The following is a 21,435-nucleotide window of genomic DNA, read 5'->3' as shown; positions in this document are numbered from 1 at the left end:
GCGGCGAGCCGCGGCATGCGGGTGTCGAGGGCGTTGCGGTTCATGAGGCGTCGGGGCGGCGCCGGGCGGCCAGCGCCTGGCGGCGTTGCGCGCCGCGCTGGCGGTCCTGGTCGGGCACGGCCGCCGCGGCGCCGGGCGCGGGCGGGCTGCCCGGGGCGGCATGGGCGCGGCCGATGCCCGGACGCGGCGCGCTCAGGCTCAGCGCGAGCCGCGCCACGGTGGTGTGGCGGAACAGGTCGACCACCGTGAGTTGGGCGTCGAAGGCCGCCACCAGCCGGCCGTGCAGGCGCACGATCGACAGCGAGTTGCCGCCCAGGTCGAAGAAGTTGTCGTGGATGCCTACCCGCTCGACCTTGAGCAGTTCGGCCCAGATCTGCGCGAGGCGCTGCTGGATGTCGTTCTGCGGCGCCTCGTAGCGCAGCGTCAGGCGGCCCGCGTCGGGCATCGGCAGCGCGCGGCGGTCGAGCTTGCCGTTGGCGGTCAGCGGCAGGTGCTCGAGTTCGACGAAGTGCGCGGGCACCATGTAGTCGGGCAGGCTGGCGGCCAGCGCGGTGCGCGCGGCGGCGATCTCGTCCACCCCCTCGGCCGCGGCCGCCGCGGGCTCGCGCACCACGTAGGCGACCAGCCGGGGGTCGCTGTCCTCGCGCTCGCCGCCAGCGTCCTGGCCGCCGAACTCGCGCACCAGCACCACCGATTCGCGCACGCCGGGCAGCGCGGCGACGGCCGCCGCGATCTCGCCCAGTTCGATGCGAAAGCCCCGGATCTTGACCTGCTCGTCGTTGCGGCCCAGGTAGTCGAGGCTGCCGTCGGCCAGGCGTCGCGCCAGGTCGCCGGTGCGATACAGGCGCGAGCCGGGCGCGCCGAACGGGTTCGGCACGAAGCGCTCGGCCGTCAGCGCCGGGCGGCCCAGGTAGCCGCGCGCCAGCCCCGCGCCCGCGATGTACAGCTCGCCCGCCACGCCCTCGGGCACCGCTTCGCGCCGCTCGTCGAGCAGGTAGGCGCCCAGGTCCGGCAGCGCGCGCCCGATCGGGCTGCCGGCGCGCTCGGCGTCGCCGGCCTCCAGCGCCCGGTAGCTGACGTGCACCGTGGTCTCGGTGATGCCGTACATGTTCGCGAGCCGCGTGGCCGCGTTGCGCGGGTCCGCGTACCAGGGCGCGAGCATGCCCGGATCGAGCGCCTCGCCGCCGAATATCACGTGACGAAGCTGGTGCGTGGCGCTGCTGGCACGCTGCGCCGCGATCAGTTGACGGAACGCGCTCGGCGTCTGGTTCAACACCGTCACGCCGGTCTCGCCCAGCAGCGCATGGAAGGCTTCCGGCGACTGCGCCACCGGCTTGGGCACGATCACCAGGCGCCCGCCCGCGAGCAGCGCGCCCCAGATCTCCCAGACCGAGAAGTCGAAGGCGAAGGAATGGAACAGCGTCCAGACATCGTCGTGGTCGAAGCCGAATGCGTCCTGGGTGGCCGAGAACAGGCGCAGCACGTTGGCGTGCGTGACGGTCACGCCCTTGGGCTGGCCGGTGGAGCCCGAGGTGTAGATCACGTAGGCGAGCTGCTCGGGCAGCACGGGCGCGGCGGTGAAATCGTCGGGCGCGGCGGCCGTGCAATTTTCCAGCAACAAGGTCGAGGAGGCCGCCGCCAGCGCGGGGACGCTGTCGAGCAGGGCCTGGCTGGTCAGCAGCACGGCGGGCGCGCTGTCGTCGAGCATGTAGCTCAGGCGCTGGGCCGGATAAGCGGGATCGAGCGGCACGTAGGCGGCGCCGGCCTTGAGGATGCCGAGCACGCCGGCGACCAGGTCGAAACCGCGCTCGACGCAGAGGGCGACCCGTTGATCGGCGCCCACGCCGCGCTCGCGCAGCGCCTGCGCGATGCGATTGGCGCGCGTATCGAGTTCGCCGTAGGCGAGCGACTGCCCGTCATGCAGCAGCGCAATCGCCTCGGGCGCGCGCCGGGCCTGCGCCTCGAAGCGCTGCGCCAGCCCGCCCTCGACTACATAACCTGCTCGAGGCGCGCTGGCCGCCAGCACCGCCTCGCGCTCGCCGGCCGCCATCATCGGCAGCTCGCGCACGCGGCATTCGGGCTGGCTGGCCAGCGCGGCCAGCAACTGTCGCAGGTGGCCCGCCATCCGCTCGATGGTCGCGGCGTCGAACAGGTCCGCGCCGTATTCGAACGAGCACTGCAATTGCTCGCCGTCCTCCACCACGTTCAGCGTCAGGTCGTGCTTGGCGCTCACCTGGCCGATTGCGAACGGGCGGATCGCCAGGCCGTCGAGCGCCAGCTCGGCCGGCGCCATGTTCTGCAGCACCAGCATGGCCTGGAACAGCGGCGTGTGGCTGGTGTCGCGCTGCGGGTTCAGTACTTCCACCAGGTGCTCGAAGGGCACGTCCTGGTGCGCGTAGGCGGCCAGCGCCGTGTCGCGCGCGCGGCGCAGCAGCGACAGCGCCGTCTCGTCGGGATCGATCGCGGTGCGCAGCACCAGGGTGTTGACGAAGAAGCCCAGCAGCGGCTCGATCTCGGCCTGGTCGCGATTGGCGACCGGCGTGCCGATGCAGATGTCGGCCTGGCGGCTGTGGCGCGAGAGCAGCAGCCCGAAGGCCGCGTACAGCGTCATGAACAGGGTGCCCTGCACGCGCCGTGCCGCCTCGCGCAGGCCGCGCGCGGTGGCCGCCGGCACCGTGAAGCCGTGTACCGCGCCGCGCAGGCTGCGCACCGCCGGCCGCGGCCGGTCGGTCGGCAGCTCGAGCAGGGCGGGCGCGTCGGCCAGCTGCGTCTTCCAGTAGTCGAGCTTGCGCGCCAGTACCTCGCCGGCCAGCCAGTCGCGCTGCCACAGCGCGAAATCGGCGTATTGCAGCGGCAGCGGCGCGAGCCGGGCCTCGCGCCGCTGCACGGCGGCCGCGTACAGCTCGCCGAGCTCGCGTACCAGCACCCCGGCGGACCAGCCGTCGAAGGCGATATGGTGGGTGCTCAGCGCGATCACATGCTGTCGCGGCGCGAGCCGGATCACGGCGCAGCGCAGCAGCGCGCCGGCCGCCAGGTCGAACGGCCGGCGGGTTTCGGCCTGCACCAGTTGCTCGGCGCGTGCCTCGCGTTCGGCCTCGGGCAGGGTGCCCAGGTCGTGTTCCTGCGTGTCGATCCGGGCTTGCGCGGCGATCTGCTGGGCCGGCGTGCCGTCCACCACCACGTAGTTGGTGCGCAGCAGCTCGTGGCGCTCGACCACGCGCTCGAGCGCGCCGAACAGCGCCGCGGTGTCGAGCTCGCCGTCCAGCCGCAAGGCCACCGGCACGTGATAGAGCGTCTTGTCGGGCAGCATGCGATCGAGGAACCACATGCGCTGCTGCTCGAACGAGAGCGGCAGGGCGGCCGGGCGCGCCCTCGCGACGATCGGCGGACGGCGCGCGGCAGTGTCGCCCCCGAGCGCGCGCAGCCGCTCGGCGAAGCCGGCCAGGGTGGGCGCCTCGAACACGGTACGCAACGGCAGCTCGGCGTCGAACACGCGGCGCACCTGCGAGATCATCTGGGTGGCCAGCAGCGAATGCCCGCCCAGTTCGAAGAACTGATCATGCCGGCCGACGCGCGCGAGGCCCAGCACGCCGGCCCAGATCGAGGCGAGCGCGAGCTCGGTCTCGCCCGCCGGCGCCTCGTATTCGCGCGCGGCATGCGCGCTGAGCTCGGGCACCGGCAACGCGGCGCGGTCGAGCTTGCCGTTCGGCGTGAGCGGCAGGGCGGGCAGGGCCACGAAGGCGGCCGGCACCATGTGCTCGGGCAGCCGCTCGGCCAGTCGGGCGCGCAGCGTTTCCGGCTCCTGCGCGGCGCCGGTGTGGTAGGTCACCAGTTGCGCGCGGCCCGGCGTGTCCTCGCGCACGATCACCACCGGATCGCTGAGGCCGGCGCGTTCGAGCTGTGCCTCGATTTCGCCCGGCTCGATCCGGTAGCCGCGCAGCTTGAGCTGCGCATCGTTGCGGCCCAGGTAGTCGAGCGTGCCGTCGGCGCGATGGCGCGCCAGATCGCCGGTGCGATACATGCGCGCGCCGGGTTCGGCGGCGAAGGGATCGGGCAGGAAGCTCGCGGCGCTCAGATCCGGGCGGTTCAGGTAGCCGCGCGCGAGGCCCGCGCCCGCCACGTAGAGTTCGCCGGCCGCGCCGAGCGGCACCGGGTTAAGCCGCGCGTCGAGCAGGTAGACCCGCGTGTTGGGCAGCGGCCGACCGATCGGCGGCGAGCCGGCCGGTTCGTCCCGGATGCGTTCCGGCTCGCAGTGGAACATCGTCGCGCAGACGGTGGTTTCGGTGGGGCCATAGGCGTTGAAGAAGCGTCGCCCGGGGGCCCAGGCGCGGGCCAGCGAGCTGGGGCAGGCCTCGCCGGCCACCACGATGGTGGCGAGCCTCGGCAGCGCGGCAGGCTCGAGCGTGGCGAGCGCCACCGGCGGCAGCGTGGCGGTGTCGATCTCCAGCGCCCGCAGCGTGGTTTCGAGATCGCGCCCCGGCAGCAGGGCTTCGCGCGGCGCCATGCACAGCGTGGCGCCGGCCGACAGCGCCATGAAGATTTCCCAGGTCGAGGCGTCGAAGTTGAAGGAGGCGAACTGCAGCACGCGGCGCTCGGGCGTGAGCGCGAAGGCCTCGGCCTGCGCGTCGACCAGGTTGCAGAGGCCGTCGTGGTGCAGCAGCACGCCCTTGGGGCGCCCGGTCGAGCCCGAGGTGTAGATCACATAGGCGAGGCTCGACGGCGCGATGGCCGCCGGCGGCGGCACGGCCGGCGCGTCGTCCAGGGCGGCGCGCTCGTCGTCGAGCGCGAGCACGCGGCAGCCGGCCGGCAGCCGGGGCGCCAGCTCGCGATGCGTGAGCACCAGCGCACCGCGCGAATCCTCGACGATCCAGGCCAGGCGCTCGGCGGGATAAGCCGGATCGAGCGGCACGTAGGCGGCGCCCGCCTTGAGGACGGCGAGCATCGCCACGATCAGCTCCGGCGAGCGCGGCAGGCACAGGCCCACCAGCGCCTCGGCGCCGATGCCGCGCTGGCGCAGCAGTTGCGCGAGCCGGTTGGCGCGCGCGTCGAGCTCGCCGTAGCCGAGCACGGTGTCGCCGAACTGCACGGCGGGGTGATCGGGCGCGCGCGCGGCCTGTCGAGCGACGCGCTGGTGGATCAGGCGCGGCTCGCGGCGCGGCCGGGCGGTGTCGTTCCAGCCCTTGAGCAGGGTGTCGAGTTCGTGCGCATCCTGCATCGCGAGCGTGTCGAGCCGCGCGGCGGGTGCGGCCACGATGGCATCGAGCAGGCGCAGGAAATGACGCGCCATGCGCTCGACGGTGGCGCGCGCGAACAGGTCGCTGTCGTACTCGATCACGCCGCCGAGCCGGCCGTCGCGTTCGCCCAGGTGCACCGACAGATCGAACTTCGAACTCGCCTGCAGCGTCTCGATCGGCTCCAGCGCAAGCCCCGGCAGGCTCAGTTCGCGATGCGGGGTGTTCTGCAGCGTGAGCGCGGCCTGCACCAGCGGCGCGTGGCCGGGATGGCGCTCGGGTCGCACCAGCTCGACCAGCCGCTCGAAGGGCACGTCCTGGTTCGCATAGGCGTCGAGCGTGGTGGCGCGTACCTGCGCGAGCAGGGTCTCGAAGCTGGCCGCCTGGTCCACGCGGCTGCGCAGCACCAGGGTGTTGACGAAGAACCCGATCAGCGGCGCGATCTCGTTGCGGCCGCGATTGGCGATGGCGGTGCCGATGCTGATCTCCTGCTGCCCGGTGTAGCGCGCCAGCAGCACGTCGAAGGCGGCGGCCACCACCATGAACAGGCTGGCCTGGTGGCGGCGCGCGAGCTCGTTCAGGCCGGCCAGCGTGGCTGGCGCGATCTCGAGCGGCACCGTGTCGCCGCGGTGGCGCGGCGCGGCCGGGCGAGGGAAATCGGTCGGCAGCCGCAGCAGCTCCGGCGGCGGATCGAGCTGCGCGAGCCAGTAGTCGATCTGGTTCTGCAGCACCGCGCCGTCGAGCCAGCCGCGCTGCCAGGCCGCGAAATCCGCGTACTGGATCGCCAGTTCGGGCAGCGGCGAGGGCCGGCCCGACGAGAAGGCCGTGTAGATCCCGACGATCTCGCCCACCAGCACGCCGGTGGACCAGCCGTCGGAAACGATATGGTGCAGCGTGAGCAACAGCACGTGCTCGGTCTCGCCGTGGCGGATCAGCGTGACGCGGATCGGTGGCCCCGATGCGAGATCGAAGGGCGCCCGCGCTTGCTCCTCGGCGAGCCGGCGGGTGGCCGCGTCGCATTCGTCGGCGGCCAACTCGCTCAGGTCGAGCAGCTCGCTGTCGAGCGCGAAACCCGTGGCGCAAGGCGGCTCGACCACCTGCGTGGGCGCGCCGTCCACTGCGGGGAAGCGCGTGCGCAGGATCTCGTGGCGCCGCACGATCTCGTCGAAGGTGCGCGACAGCGCCACCACGTCGAGCCGGCCCCGCAGGCGCAGCGCGGCGGGAATATTGTAGAAGGCGCTCTCGGGGTCGAGCTGGTCGAGGAACCACAGGCGCTGCTGCGCGAACGACAGCGGCGCAGCCGCGCCGCGCTCGGCGCGCGGCAGGATCGCATCGCGCCGGGGCTGCTTCGCCTGTCCCTTGAGCCAGCGGTCGAGCAGCACCTGCTTGGCGTCGGACAGGGGGAGGGCATTCGTCATGTCTCGTGACCTTTGTCTCGCTATCGGTATCTCGATGGCCCGTTGCCGGCCGATTGTTTGCCTGCTTCCCTGGCTTGCTTGCCGGCCGCCTGGTCAGGGCAGGGTTCGACGCTTCACGCGAACGCGGCGACCACGCGCCTCACGCCCGAGCCGGGCGTCCAGTTGCAGGTGGCGTGGGTCCAGCTCACGTTGTTCTGGATCAGCAGCTCGCCGGGCGCGAGCCGCGCCGTCAGCTTGCAGCGGAACAGCGCGGCGTAATCGACGCCCGAGCGCCACACGCGCCGCTCGTAGGCGTTGTCGAGCGCCTCGACGCCGAGCGCAACTTGAGCATTCCTGAGTATTCGATTCGATCGCAGCAGTTCGATAAAGGCCTCGCCGGCATCGAAGTCGTAACTGGCGATGCTGTCCCAGTAGGCGTATTGCTCGCGCCCGAGGATCCTGCCGTGCACCGGCCGGGCGCGCGCCAGCACGCGATGCACCTCGAGCCCGGGGATCGTGCTGTCCAGCGTGGCCAGCACCTGATCGCCCTCGTCGAGCGCGGTGGAGGTGGTTTCGATCCCATACGTGGCGCGCGCGCGCAGACTGGCCTCGCGCGTGAGCGGGCCGTCCCGCGCGATACCGCGGTGGGTCAGCTCGCGCACCTGCTGCCAGGCGGCGCTGTCGGGGGCCACGTTCATCAGGATCGACTCGCCGCCGTCGGTACTGTTCTCGAAGCAGTAGAAGCCGGCGAGCTGCATGCCGATGCTGTGCGAGCCCTCGGAATGGGCGGGGATCACCTGGTAGTCGCCGCGCGTGTTGACCGTCATGAAGAACCGCGTGGCGCGCTTGCGATGGCCGCGGAAATCGGCGAAGCCGGCCTGGATCTCGAGCTGGTCCGACAAATCGAAGCCGCCGGCCACTTGGTACATCACGTCGTCCGCATCGTCCTGCTCGACGCCGCGCAGCAGCGCGACGTTGTCGCGCCTGAGCGCCTCGATGGCAAATGCCACCGACTGCGGGACCGTTTCATGCTCGCGTGCTTCAAGTCGTGAGGTATCCTCAGCGATGAGATGCGGGCCGCCATTTTTTTCCATGGACCAATTCCAGTTTTCAGGACGTCAGATCAGTTTCCGGTGGCTCGGCCCGGCGCGCGTCGGCGAAGCGAAGCCATGCGTGTTCGTGCGAATCGAACCCGCCAACAGCGATGGGAATGAAGGTGCGTGTCGCCACGCGCGGCACATGCGCGGATGCGCGCCGTCGAATCAGGCAGCCGGCGTCGAGCGCCGCGCCGGAAGGCCGGCGGCCTGTCCTGGAAGATCGATCGTCGGGGCTCTCAGGTTCGTCAACGGGACGCTCGGTTTCATGTTCTCCTGCCTCGTCTCTCTCATGCGCCGGGCGTGCCGGGCCGCGCGAATCGCGCGTTGTCTGTTGTCGTGCGTATTGCCGGAATCACCGCTTGCCCGCTATTTGGGAAGCACGTGCCGGAGTCAGGCCTGACAAGGAAAACGGGCTGAATGCCGCAAATCAAAAAGAGTTACGGACGTCAGGCCACACCATTGTCACAATTCATTGATTCAAGCAAGGAAGCAATTTCGCTACGCTCGAAAACCCTGATTCTCCACACGTATTCTTTTACGTCGACTTCGCGGGTACGGATCTTTATCGGTCGAAATGTCTCGGAACAAATTCTCTTAACGTGAGCAAAAGTTTGAACTACAATCCTGCCGAAATCAAGCAATGGATTGTGTGCGTGGCAGGGATGATCGAGACCGGCCGGCGACGGTTCCGCCATGCGCGAAGCCGGTGCGAAGTCGCGCCGAGCACGGCATTCCACGTGCGCGAGAGCCTTTGTGGAAGGGCTCTCCTGGCGGTCGGGGCGGGTCCGGAGAGACTGGTCGGTATGCGAAGCAATGTCGGAATTTCCGAATGGTTCCGGCCCGAACAACCTTGTTACCGAATTGGCGCGGGCACGATATGCATATGAAACAAAATCGAAGCCATCGGAATGTCATTTTGACATCGCGGACGAAAGACTTTTAAAGCAGTTGATTTTTCGCTGAGCATTGCCCGAATGCCGGGTATCAGGTTCAAAGGAAAAGCATGCGCAGCAAGTCACGGTTTGCCGAAGACCTCAGGGCGCATGTGCGCACTGTCCTGCTTAGCGACGAGCTGATTGAGCTGGCTTATGCGGCGGGTCTCGATCGAGACGAAATAACCGACCGTCTATGGCCATTGCTGACTCGCCAGCCGCCATTCCGGGCCCAGGCCTTATTGCATGCGATTTCTCCGGATCCGCGTGAAACCGTGGCCTTCATGAGCACGCTGCTGGACGAATTCGCGAGCCTGGCCGAGTGGCGGGCGGCCGGGCTGCGCTCGGCCGCGATGCGCGTGGCGAGCCTGCATGGCCTGGGCGCGCGGCATGCCGAGATGATCTGCAGTTGCTGGATGCTGTTCGGTCCGTCACCGCTCGATCCGTTCGCGAGCATGCAGGTGTTCGGGCGCGAGGCGACCCTGGCGCGCTGCGAGCAGGCCTTGCGCTCGTTCAGCGCGAACCTGATGGTCAGCTGAGCCGGGCGCGGCGGGGCGGGCGACACGCTCGCGAGCGTGTCGCCGGATCAGGAGCAGGGCGGCACGGCGCCGGAACCACGGCGCCGGCCGCATCGATGAAAGACAACGCGGGACGCACGGCTGGCCGGCCGTGACGACACTGGAGACACCATGAAGCAAAGGGTGCGCGGCATCGCTACATCATCAGCACGACCGGACGCCCTGTCCGCCCCGGCAGGCGCGCCGTCAAGCGCGCCGGAGCGGACCTTTCCGGAGATCTTCGCGGCCCGCGCCCTGGCGCATCCGGACAAACTCGCGTTCATCTGGCTCGGCGACGGTGATCTACGTAATACCACGTACTCCGAAATGTATGAGGCGGCGCGTGGCATCGCCGCCGCGATCGCCGAACGTGCCGAACCGGGCTCGCGCGCCGTGCTGTTCTACCAGCCCGGCGCCGATTACCTGAGCGCCTTCCTCGGCTGCCTGCTGGCCGGCGTGATCGCGGTGCCCTGTTATCCGCCGCGCAACCGGCGCGGCTCGGAGCGGATCGCCGCGATCCTGCGCGACTGCTCGCCCGCGCTGGCGATGACCTCGCCGGGCGAGGCCGAGGCGATGCGCAAGCTGGTGGATTGCGAGGGCTGGCTCGAAACCTCGCTCGATTCGCATGCGAGCCAGGTGTTGCAGGACAGCACGCTCCATCACGCCCGTCATGACGATGTCGCCTTCCTTCAGTACACCTCAGGGTCGACCGGCACGCCCAAGGGCGTGATGATCACCCATCGCAACCTGGTCGGCGACGCCGAGCTGATCCAGGCCGCGTTCTCGCTGGACGCCGACAGCGTCGGCGCGACCTGGCTGCCGCCGTACCACGACATGGGCCTGATCGGCGGCCTGCTGCAGGTGCTGTACCTGGGCATCCATTCCGTGGTGATGTCGCCCAACGCGTTCCTGCGCAATCCGCTCGCCTGGCTCGACGCGATCGGCCGCTATCGCGTCACGCATTCGGGCGCGCCCAACTTCGCCTACGACCTGTGCGTGGAGCGCATCGGCGAGGCCCAGCGCGCCGGGCTCGACCTGTCGAGCTGGGTGGCCGCCTATTGCGGCGCCGAGCCGGTGCGCCCGCGCACGCTCGATCGCTTCGCCGAGGCCTTCGCCGCCAGCGGCTTCCGCCGCGAGGCCTTCCTGACCTGCTACGGCCTGGCGGAAGCCACCCTGATGGTGTCGTCCTCGCGGCGCGGCGCGGGTCCGCTGCTGGGCACCCACGAGGACCAGCCGGACAAGACGCTGGTGGCCGCCGGCGCGCCGGTCACGCGCGAGTTGCGCATCGTTGATCCCGAGCGCGGCATCGAGCTGGCCGAGGGCGGCATCGGCGAGATCTGGGTGGCCGGCGAGAACGTCGCGGCCGGCTACTGGGGCAAGCCGGAAGCCAGCGCGGAAGCATTCGGCGCGCGCCTGGAAGGCGACGCGAGCGGCACCGCCTACATGCGCACCGGCGATCTCGGCTTCCTGCACGACGGCCAGTTGTTCGTCAGCGGGCGCATCAAGGACCTGATCATCATCGGCGGGCGCAACGTCTACCCGCAGGACGTCGAGGAAGCCTCGTTCGCCAGCCACCCCGGCCTGCGCATCGACGCGGCCGCGGCCTTCACCCGGGAAGGCGAGGGCGCCGAGCAACTGGTGGTGGTGCAGGAGCTCGATTTCCGTCGGCAGCCCGAGGAGGCGATGTTCGGTGCGATCGCCGAAGCCGTGTTCGAGCGGATCGGCGTGCAGCCGGCCGTGATCGTGCTGCTCAAGGCCGGCGGCGTGCCGCGCACCTCCAGCGGCAAGATCCGCCGCCGCCAATGCCGCGACGACCTGGAGCGCGGCGCGCTGCCGGAACTCGCGCGTCGCGAGCGCCAGCGCGCCGCCGCCGGGGATACGCCCCCGCCGGCCCGCGCGCCGTTCGCGACGGACCGGGCGGACCAGGCGGCAGCGACGCCGGCGGCCTCGGCGCGGATCGTCGAATGGCTGTGCGCGCGCATCGAGCAGCGCCTGGGCCTGCCGGCGCGTTCGATCAACCCGGCCCAGAGTTTCTTCTCGCACGGCGTCGATTCGATCCTCGCCGTGGAGACCGCCGAGGCGCTGTCGAGCCGGCTCGGCCGGCCGATCGAGCCCACCTTGTTCTGGGATTACCCGTCGCCGCTCGCGCTGGCGCTGCATCTGTGCGGCGAGCCCGAGGCGGCGGCCGCGCCGGCGCATGAAGCGCGCGCGACGCCCGAGCCGGACGAGCCGATCGCGATCGTCGGGCTCGGCTGCCGCCTGCCCGGCGCCGACGATCCCGAGGCCTTCTGGCGCCTGCTCGACCAGGGCATCGACGCGGTCCGCGAAGTGCCGCCCGCGCGCCTGGCGGCCGGCAGCTTCCGCACGATCGGCGGCGCCGGCGCGCCCGCCTTCACGCGCATCGCCGGCTTCCTCGACGAGGTCGACCGCTTCGACGGCGAGCTGTTCGGCATCGCGCCGGTCGAGGCCGCGCACATCGACCCGCAGCAGCGCCTGGTGCTCGAAGTGGCCTGGGAGGCGCTGGAGCATGCCGGCATCGCGGCCGGCTCGCTGGCCGGCAGCCAGGCCGGCGTGTTCGTCGGCGTGTCGAGCCGCGACTACGACGAGGTCCGCCACGGCTCGGGCGAGGCGCTCTCGCTCTACGACACCACCGGCGGCGCCTTCAGCGTGGTGGCCAACCGCCTGTCCTACCTGCTCGACCTGCGCGGCCCGAGCCTGGCGATCGACACCGCCTGTTCGTCCTCGCTGGTGGCCGTGCATGCCGCCTGCCGCAGCCTGCGCGACGGCGAGAGCACGCTGGCGATCGCCGGCGGCGTGAACCTGATCCTCTCCACGCGCACCAGCGAGGCCTTCGCCGAATCGGGCGTGCTGTCGCCCGACGGCCGCTGCAAGGCCTTCGACGACGGCGCCAACGGCTACGTGCGCGGCGAGGGTTGCGGGATGGTGGTGCTCAAGCGCCTGTCCGACGCGCGCCGCGACGGCGACACCGTGCATGCCGTGATCCTCGGCTCCGCCGTGCAGCAGGACGGGCGCAGCAACGGCCTGACCGCGCCCAACGGCCTGGCGCAGGCCGCCGTGATCCGGCGCGCGCTGGCGCAGGCCGGCGTGGCGCCGGCCGCGATCGGCCATGTCGAGGCGCATGGCACCGGCACCGCGCTGGGCGACCCGGTCGAGCTGAACGCGCTGCGCCAGGTGCTCGATGCCGAACCTCAGGTCGAACATGGGCTCGCGCATGGCGAGACGCCGCCCGAGCCCTGCGTGATCGGTTCGGTCAAGACCCACGTGGGGCACCTGGAAGCGGCCGCCGGCATCGCCAGCCTGATCAAGGCGGTGCTGTCGATGCGCCACGAGCGCGTGCCCGCGCAACTGCATTTTCAGCGCCTGAACCACCATTGCTCGCTGGACGGCTCGCGCCTGGAGATCGCCGCCGCGGCGCGTGCCTGGCCGCGCGCGAAGCGCCGTTTCGCCGGCGTGAGTTCGTTTGGTTTCGGCGGCACGCTCGCGCACCTGGTGCTGGCCGATGCGGCCGAGATGGCCGACGAGGCGCGAACGCACGAGCCCGCGCCGATCCCGGCGCCGGCCTGCGAGCCGGCCGTGGCGCCGCTGCTGGTGTGGTCGGCGAAGACGCCCGAGGCGCTGGAACGGATGACCGACCGGCTCGCCGCGCGCCTGCGCGAGCGCGACGCCACGCCGGCCGAGCTGGCCTTCAGCCTGCAGACCGGCCGCAGCGCGCTGCCGCATCGGCGCGCGCTGGTCTGCGCGGCGACCGACGACGCGCAGCAGATCGCCGGCTGGCTGACGGCCCGCGATCCGGCCCGCCTGGTCGAGCAGCTCGCGCATGCGCGTGCGCGGCCGGTGCCGGTCTTCATGTTCCCGGGGCAGGGCGCGCAGCGTATCGGCATGGCGCGCGGGCTGTATCGCGAGCTGCCCGGGTTTCGCGCGCCCTTCGATGCCTGTGCCGACGGTTTCGCCGCGCATCTCGGCCTCGACCTGCGCGAGCTGCTGTTCGCGCCGGAGCCGGGCGATGCCGGACAGGACGCCGCGCCGGCCGCGCGGCTCGAATCGACGGCACTGGCCCAGCCGGCGCTGTTCGCGCTCGACTACGCGCTGGCGCGCTGCCTGATCGGGCTCGGCATCCGGCCCGCCGCGATGATCGGACATAGCCTCGGCGAATACGTGGCCGCCTGCCTGGCCGGCGTGTTCTCGCTGGAGGACGCGCTGGCGATCGTCGCGCTGCGCGGCCGCCTGATGCAGGCCCTGCCGGCCGGCGCGATGGCCAGCGTCGGGCTCGGCGAGGCCGAGCTGGCCGAATCGCTGGGCGAGGGCCTGTCGCTGGCCGCCGTAAACGGCGCGGCGCGCTGCGTGGTGGCCGGCGAGAGCGCGCGCGTCGACACGCTGCTGGCCGCGCTCGAGGCGCGCGGCGTGCCGTGTCGCCGTCTGCGCGTCTCGCACGCGTTCCATTCGGCGATGATGGAGCCGGCCCGCGAGCCGCTGCGCGAGGCGCTGTCGCGCATCACGCTGCGCGCGCCGACGCTGCCCTTCGTCTCGAACCTGACAGGCGACTGGATTCGCGACGAAGAGGCCGTCGATCCCGGCTACTGGGCGCGCCATCTGCGCGAGCCGGTGCGCTTCGCCGACGGGCTCGCCACGCTGCGCGAACGCCTGGGCGACGCGACCCTGCTGCTCGAGGTCGGCCCCGGCGGCACGCTGCAGGGCTTTGCCCGGCAGCAGCAGCCCGATGCGGCGCTGCCCGCGCTCGCGCTGATGCCCGCGCCCGGCAGCGCCACCGAGGCGCGCGACTGCCTGGGCGTGCTGGCGAGGCTGTGGGCCGCCGGTTGCGAGCCGGATTGGCCCGCGCTGCATCGCGGCGCGCCGCCGCGCCGCGTGAGCTTGCCCGCTTATCCCTTCGACCGCCGCCGCCACTGGCTCGAACCGGCGGCCGCTGTCCCGCATTCCGCCATTTCCGTCGATCCCGCTTCCGCTCCGGAATCCCTGACCATGTCCGCCTCCCTCCACAGCCCGTTTTCCGGCGCCGCCGCGCATCGTGTCGAAGCCGCGTCGCAGGCTTCGACCGCCGTCGTGGCGCCGCGTCCCGGCGCGCGCCGCGAGCGCATCGAGGCCGAGTTGCGCGAACTGGTGGCGGGGCTGCTGCGCACCGATCCCGCGCGCATCGACACGCGCGCGGCCCTGCTCGAACTCGGCGCCGATTCGCTGGTGCTGGTGCAGGCGGTGCGGCAGCTGGAGACGCGCTTCGGCGTGGCGGTGACGATCCGCCAGTTGTTCGAGGAACTGACCAGCATCGCGGAGCTGGCCGCGCATCTGGAGCGGCACGTGGCGCCGGATTGGGGCGGGGCGCAGGTGGTGCAGGACGCGGCGGGGCAGGCCGCCGCGGCCGTCGCGGTTGCCGCGTCCGCTGCCGGATCGGCGCTCGCGCCGTCTCCAGGCGCGACGATCGTATCCGCCGCCGCCGCATCGCCCGCCAACGCCTCCGCGCTCGAACGGCTGATCGAGCAGCAGCTCGACCTGATGCGCGCGCAACTGGCCTTGATGGGCGGCGCCGCGCCGGCCTCGGCCCCGAGCGCGCTGGCCGCGCCTGCCGCCGCCGCGCCGCGGCAGCCGGCTTCGGCTTCGGCTCCGGCTCCCGCGCCGGCCGCGCCGCGCCTCGGCCACGATCCCTATGCCGCGCTGGCCGCGCCGCAGCGCGCCTACCTGCAAGGCTTCGTCGCCGATCTCGCGCGCCGCACGGCGGCCTCGAAGGCGCATGCGAGCCAGTATCGCGAGGTGATCGCCGATTACCGCGCGCTGGCCGGCTTCCGCTTCTCGGCCAAGGACCCGATCCTGCCGATGTCGCTGAGCGAGCTGTTCTACCCGGTGGTGGCCGAGCATTCGGAGGGCGCGCAGCTGGTCGACCTGGACGGCAACCGCTACGTCGACCTGGCGATGGGCTTCGGCGTCTCGCTGTTCGGCCATGGCGCGCCCTTCGTGCGCGAGGCGATCAGCGCGCAACTGGCGCGCGGCATGCACCTGGGGCCGCAATCGCCGCTGGCCGGCGAGATCGCGCGGATGATCCGCGAGCTGACCGGCATGGAGCGCGTGGCCTTCTGCAATTCCGGCACCGAGGCGGTGATGCTGGCGGTGCGCCTGGCGCGCACCCGCAACGGCCGCCCGAAGATCGCCCAGTTCACCGGCTCGTACCACGGCTGGGCCGACGGCATGCTGGTGGCCGCCGACCCCGAGCGCGACCCCTACGCGGTGGCGGCGGCGCCGGGCCTGCAGACCGGCAGCGGCGAGCAGGCGCTGGTGCTCGAATACGGCTCGGAGCATGCGCTGCGGATGATCCGCGAGCACGCGCACGAACTGTCGGCGGTGCTGGTCGAGCCGGTGCAGAGCCGCCGGCCCGAGCTGCAGCCGCGCGAGTTCCTGCAGCGGCTGCGCGCGCTCACCAGCGAGCTGGGCATCGCCCTGATCTTCGACGAGATGATCACCGGCTTCCGCCTCCATCCCGGCGGCGCGCAGGCCTGGTTCGAGGTGCGCGCCGACCTGGTGGCCTATGGCAAGGCGGTGGGCGGCGGCATGCCGATCGGCATCGTCGCGGGCGACGCGGCGCACATGAACGGCATCGACGGCGGCACCGCGCCCGGCGCCGGCGCGAGCGCCGACACCACCTTCTTCGCCGGCACCTTCAGCAAGCATCCGCTGGCGCTGGCCGCCACCCATGCCGTGCTGCGGCGCCTGATCGAGCGCGGCCCGGAGCTGCAGGCCAGCCTGAACCGCCGCACCGACGCGCTGGTGGCGCGCCTGAACCGGCTGTTCACCACGCATCGGCTGCCGATGCAGATGGTCAACTGCGGCTCGCTGTTCCGCCTGCACTGCCTGCACAACCTCGACCTGTTCTGCTATCACCTGCTCGCCAACGGGCTGTACGTGTGGGAAGGCCGCACCATGTACCTGTCCGACGCGCACAGCGAGGCGGACGTGGACGCGATCTACGCGGGTTTCGAGGCCAGCGCGCGCGCGCTGGTGGCGGCCGGCTTCTTCCCCGACGCGACGCCGCTGCCGCCGCCCCCGGGCGGGCGCCGCGCCGTACCGGCCCAGGCGCCGGCGCCGGCCGCCGCGCGGGCCGAGACGGCAACCGCCGGCACGGCGCTCGCGGCCACGGCCGCGCACGCCGCCGGCGGCGCGATCGAGGCGGCCGGCGCGCGCGTGCCGGACTTCAGCCTGTCCTTTTTCGGCACCTACGATGCCGCCTACCAGCGCGGCAAGTACGACCTGCTGTTCGCCGCGGCGCGCTTCGCGGACCAGCAAGGCTTCGCCGCGCTGTGGCTGCCCGAGCGCCATTTCCACGCCTTCGGCGGGCTCTCGCCGAATCCCTCGGTGCTGGCCGCCGCGCTGGCGCGCGAGACGCGCCATATCGAGCTGCGCGCCGGCAGCGTGGTGCTGCCGCTGCATCATCCGGTGCGCGTGGCCGAGGAATGGGCGGTGGTCGACAACCTGTCGGGCGGCCGGGTCGGCATCGCGGTCGCCTCGGGCTGGCACCCGAACGATTTCGTGTTCGCGCCCGAAGCCTTCGGCCGCCACCGCGAGCTGACCTTCGAGCGGCTCGACCAGGTCCGCCAGCTGTGGGCCGGCCAGGCGCTGCAACTGCCCGACGGCTCGGGCCAGCCGTTCGCCGCCAGCGTCTACCCGCTGCCGGGGCGCAAGCAACTGCCGGTCTGGGTGACCGTGGTCGGCAATCCCGATACCTATCGCAAGGCGGCCGAACTCGGCGCGGGCATCCTGACCAACCTGATGGGGCAGAGCCTCGAGGAACTGGCCCGCAATATCGCCCTGTACCGCCAGGCGCTGGCCGAGCACGGCCACGATCCGCGCGCCGCGCGCGTCACCGTGCTGCTGCATACCTTCGTCGGGCCGGATCGCGAGGCCGCGCGACGCGAGGCCCGCGAGCCGTTCCTGGCCTACCTGAAGTCCTCGGTGGGGCTGTTCCGCAACATGGCGCGCGCGCTCGGCATGCAGATCGACGGCGAGCTGAAGCCCGAGGACGAGGCCTACCTGCTGTCGGCCGCCTACGAGCGCTACGTGAGCTCCAGCGCGCTGATCGGCGATCCCGAATCCTGCGCGCGGATCGTCGCCGGGCTGGTCGCGATCGGCGTGGACGAGATCGGCTGCTTCATCGATTTCGGCGTCGACGCGCATCGTGTCGAGGCGCAGCTGCCGTATCTGCAGCAGTTGCGCGAATGCGTGGCGCAGGCCGCCGTCGAGCTCGCCGAGGCCGCCGAAGTGGCGGCAACGGCGGGAGCGGGCGAAGCGGCGCCGGCCGCCGCGCTCGAAACGACCACCGCCGGGCACGAAGCAGGGAGCGAAACCGACGACCGGACCTGGCCCGTCTCGACGGCCCAGCGCTGGCTCTGGCTCGACCACCAGCGCGACGCGCGCAATTGCGCGCACAACATCTGCGCGATCGTGGCCTTGCCCGCCGGCGTCGCGCCGCGGGTGCTCGACCAGGCGCTGACGCGCATCGTGGCGCGCCACGAGGTGCTACGCACCAGCTTCGCGCAGCGCGACGACGAGGTGGTGCAGCGAGTGGGCGCGGCGCGCGAGCTGCGTGTCGAGACGCGCGAGGCACGCAGCGCCGCCGACGTGCAAGCCTGGCTCGCCGAACTCGCGGCCGAGCCCTTCGATCTGGAGCATGGCCCGCTGTTCCGCGCGCTGCGCGTGGCGCTGCCCGATGGCGGCCAGCAACTGCTCTGGTGCATGCACGAGATCGTCGCCGACGGCGCCTCGGCGGTGCTGCTGCAGGAGGAAGTCACCGCGCTGATGACGGCCGCCGCCGCGGGCGCCGCCGATCCGCTGCCGCCGCTGGCGATGCAGTACCGCCACTACGCGGCGGCCCAGCGCGAGCAGCTGGCCTCGGCCGACCACGCCGCGCGCGACTACTGGCACCGCCAGCTGGCCGCGCCGCTGCCGGTGCTGGACCTGCCGTTCGACCGGCCGCTCACGCCCGCCACGCCGGCGGCCGGCGCGCGCATCGAGCGCGTGATCGGCGGCGAGCGTCACGCTCGCCTGCAGGCGCTCGCGCGCGCCCATCACTGCACCCTGTTCATGTTCCTGCAGGCGGCCGTGGCGGCCTGGCTGGCGCGCATGACGGGCCAGCGCGACGTGGTGATCGCCTCGCCGGTGGGCGCGCGCGTGCATCCCGGCACCGAGCGGCTGATCGGCTTCTTCCTCAATACCGTGCTGATGCGCCACCGCGTCGAGCCGGGCGCGCGTTTCGACGCGCTGCTGCGCGCCGCGCGCATGACCGTGTTCGACGGCCTCGAACACCAGGACTACCCGTTCGAGCAGTTGCTGGAGGAACTGCGCCCGGCGCGCGTGCGCAATGCCTTCCCGGTCACGCCGGTGATGCTCAACGTGCTCAACTACCAGGGCGCGGCCGAGGCCGAGGAGCAGGTCTGGAGCGGGGCGCTCGACATGAAGGCCGAGCTCGAGCTGTATGCCGCCGAGCAGGGGGGCGAGCTGCGGCTGGCCTGTCATTACCGCGAAGGGCTGTGGCAGGCGTCGAGCGTCGAGTACCTGGTCGACGAGCTGGTGTCGCTGCTCGACCAGGTGCTGGCCGACTCGCGGCGCCCGATCGACGACTACGCGCTGTTCGCCGAGCCGGGCCGGCTCGCCGGCCGCTACCTGCGCTTCGTCGAGCCGCTGGAGGCCACTCGCGCGGGGGGCGATTCGGTGCCCTCGCTGGTGTCGCGCATCGCCGCGCAAGTGCGGCGCGCGCCCGCGCATCCGGCGCTGGAGAGCGCGCAGGGCGTGCTCGACTATCGCGGCCTGTGGGGCCGCGCCGGCGCCGCCAGTCGGGCCTGGCGCGAGGCGCTCGGCCTGCGTCGCGGCGAGGTGGTGGCGCTGCTGGGCGAAGACCGCGCGCAGCACGTGGTCGGCCTGCTGGCCGCCTTGCGGGCCGGCGCGATCGCCGCGCCGTTCTCGGTGCGCGAGCCGCTGGCGCGCCAGCGCGCGATGAGCGAGGCGGCCGGCCCGGCGCTGTGGGTGGCCGATGCGCTCTCGCTCGATCGCCTGCTCGAACTGCACGGCGAGCGCCCGATCAGGCTCGCGCTGTGGGGCGCGCCGCCCGAGCGCGCGCTGCCGGCGGCCTGGCAGCTCGTGTCGCTGCCGGTCGATGCCGAGGACGCGGCGGCTGCGCGGGACACGAACGAGGACGCGCCCGCCGAAGCCGGTGCGCCGGCCTACCTGTTCTTCACCTCCGGCTCGACCGGCGAACCCAAGCCGATCGTCGGCCGCGCCGACAGCCTGGCGCAGTTCGTCGACTGGGAAATCGACGAGTTCGGCCTCGACGCCACGCTGCGCGCCAGCCAGCTCGCCTCGCTGAGCTTCGACGCCAGCCTGCGCGACATCCTGGTGCCGCTGTGCGCGGGCGGCACGCTGTGCCTGCCGCCCAGGCCCACCCGAGATCTGGAGCCGCAGGCGCTGCTGGCCTGGCTGGAGGCCGAGCGGATCTCGCTGGTGCATACCGTGCCGGCCGTGTTCCGCACCTGGCTGCCGCTGCTCGAACGCGCCGAGCAACTGCCGGCGCTGGGCCATGTGCTGATGTCGGGCGAGCCGCTGCTGCCGAACGACGTGCGGCGCTGGCAGGCGGTGTTCGGCGAGCGCGTGCAGCTCGTCAACCTCTACGGCGCGACCGAAACCACCCTGGTGCGCTGCTTCCATCGCGTCACGGCCGGCGATGCCGAACGCGACTTCATTCCGGTGGGCCGTCCGATGGCGGGCACGCGCGCGATCGTGCTCGATGCAAACCGGCAGATCTGCCCGCCGGGCATGAGCGGCGAGCTGTGGCTGCGTACCGCCTGGGGCACGCTCGGCTACTACCGCCAGCCGGAGCGGACCGCGCAGGTGTTCGTGCGCGACCTGTTCGACGGAGCGGGACTGGCGCGCGGCGAGGTGGTCTATCGCAGCGGCGACCTCGCGATGTGGCTGGAGGACGGCACGCTGCGCGTGCTGGGCCGGCTCGATTCGCAGCTCAAGGTGCGCGGCGTGCGCGTCGAGGCCGAGGAGATCGAGAACGCGCTGTACGCGCATGGCGGCATCGAGCTGGCGGCCGTGGTGGCGCGTACCGCGCGCAGCGGCGAGACCAGCCTGGCGGCCTATTACACGGCGCCCGAGGCGCTCGACGCCGGCGCCCTGAAGGCGCACCTGGCCACGCGCCTGCCGGCCGAACTGGTGCCGGCCACCATCGAGCGGCGCGCCTCGCTGCCGCTGACCGCCTCGGGCAAGGTGGACCGGCGCGCGCTCGGCGAGGCCGCGGCCGATGCCGCCAGCTCGGCCGCGCGCGCCTTCGAGGCGCCGCAAGGCGACCTGGAAGCGGCGGTGGCCGCCTTGTTCGCCCAGGTGCTGGAGGTGCCGCAGGTCGGCCGCCACGACAATTTCTTCGAGTGCGGCGGCCATTCGCTGCGTGCCTTGCGCGCGATCTCGCGGATCCGCAAGCTGTTCGGCGTCGACCTGGCGCCGGACCGGTTCTTCGAGGCCGCCACGCCGGCCGCGCTGGCGCACGAGATCGAGCGCCTGCGCGAGGCCGCCGAGGCGCCGCGCCAGGACGGCCGGATGCCGCCGGTGCGCCGCCGCGCGACCGACGCGACGCTGCCGCTGTCCTACGAGCAGGAGCGCGTCTGGGCCCAGGAGGTGCTGGGCCTGGCCGGCACCGGCTACAACATCCCGGTGGCGCTGAGCCTGCGCGGCGCGGTACGAGCCGAGGCGCTCGAACGCGCGCTCTCGGCGCTGGTCGAGCGCCATGAGATCCTGCGCACGCGCTTCGAGGCCGCCGAGGGCGGCGCGCGCCAGATCGTCGAGCCGGCCGCGCCGGTGGCGCTGGCGCGCCTCGATCTGGGCAGCGAAGCCGACGAGTCTTGGCAGGCCGCCGCTCTCGATCGCCTGCTGCGCGACGAGGTCGAACGTCCCTTCGATCTCGCCAGCGGGCCGCTGCTGCGCGCCGCGCTGGTGCGGCTCGACGACACCCGCCACGTGATGCTGCTCAACATGCACCACATCGTCTCGGACGGCTGGTCCGCCGACGTGCTGGTGCGCGAGCTCGGCGCGCTCTACGCGGGCTTTGCGGCCGGGCGTGCGGTCGAGCTCGCGCCGCTGCCGGTGCAATACGGCGACTACGCGATCTGGCAGCGCGAATGGCTCGACGAGGCGCGGCTCGCGCAGCAGCTCGA

At 72.2% G+C, this 21,435-nt stretch carries 4 protein-coding genes (1 of these 4 only partly in view); 2 read left to right on the top strand and 2 right to left on the bottom strand.

Annotation, left to right across the window (positions count from 1 at the left end):
* Positions 1-40 precede the first annotated feature (40 nt).
* On the bottom strand, positions 41-6,649 hold the full coding sequence (locus tag BM43_RS34000) for a non-ribosomal peptide synthetase (protein WP_052710584.1): 6,609 nt from the start codon (positions 6,647-6,649) through the stop codon (positions 41-43).
* A gap of 113 nt (positions 6,650-6,762) precedes the next feature.
* A complete protein-coding gene (locus BM43_RS33995) occupies positions 6,763-7,638 on the bottom strand; it encodes a hypothetical protein (RefSeq protein ID WP_036051423.1) in 876 nt (291 codons plus the stop codon).
* 1,090 nt (positions 7,639-8,728) lie between these two features.
* Here BM43_RS33995 and BM43_RS41035 point away from each other — a divergent pair.
* Both BM43_RS41035 and BM43_RS33985 read left to right on the top strand, forming a co-directional pair.
* The gene (locus BM43_RS41035) at positions 8,729-9,196 is read left to right on the top strand and encodes a hypothetical protein (RefSeq protein ID WP_144417722.1); all 468 of its coding nucleotides are present in this window, start codon (positions 8,729-8,731) and stop codon (positions 9,194-9,196) included.
* Positions 9,197-9,346: 150 nt separating this feature from the next.
* Positions 9,347-21,435: the 5' portion of a hybrid non-ribosomal peptide synthetase/type I polyketide synthase gene (locus BM43_RS33985; RefSeq protein WP_045577501.1), read on the top strand. The gene runs 9,262 nt beyond the window's last position; 12,089 of the gene's 21,351 nt are visible here — the first part of the coding sequence; its start codon is at positions 9,347-9,349; its stop codon lies off the right edge, out of view.

It is taken from the genome of Burkholderia gladioli, from assembly GCF_000959725.1.
GTDB classification, from domain to species: Bacteria; Pseudomonadota; Gammaproteobacteria; order Burkholderiales; family Burkholderiaceae; genus Burkholderia; species Burkholderia gladioli.
The sequence above is the reverse complement of the archived record's forward strand: the minus strand, read 5'-3'. Positions and strand labels throughout refer to the sequence as shown.

Coding starts and splice junctions, on each gene's coding strand:
- BM43_RS34000 (WP_052710584.1), bottom strand. CDS start 6,649: ATGACGAATGCCCTCCCCCTGTCCGACGCCAAGCAGGTGCTGCTCGAC.
- BM43_RS41035 (WP_144417722.1), top strand. CDS start 8,729: ATGCGCAGCAAGTCACGGTTTGCCGAAGACCTCAGGGCGCATGTGCGC.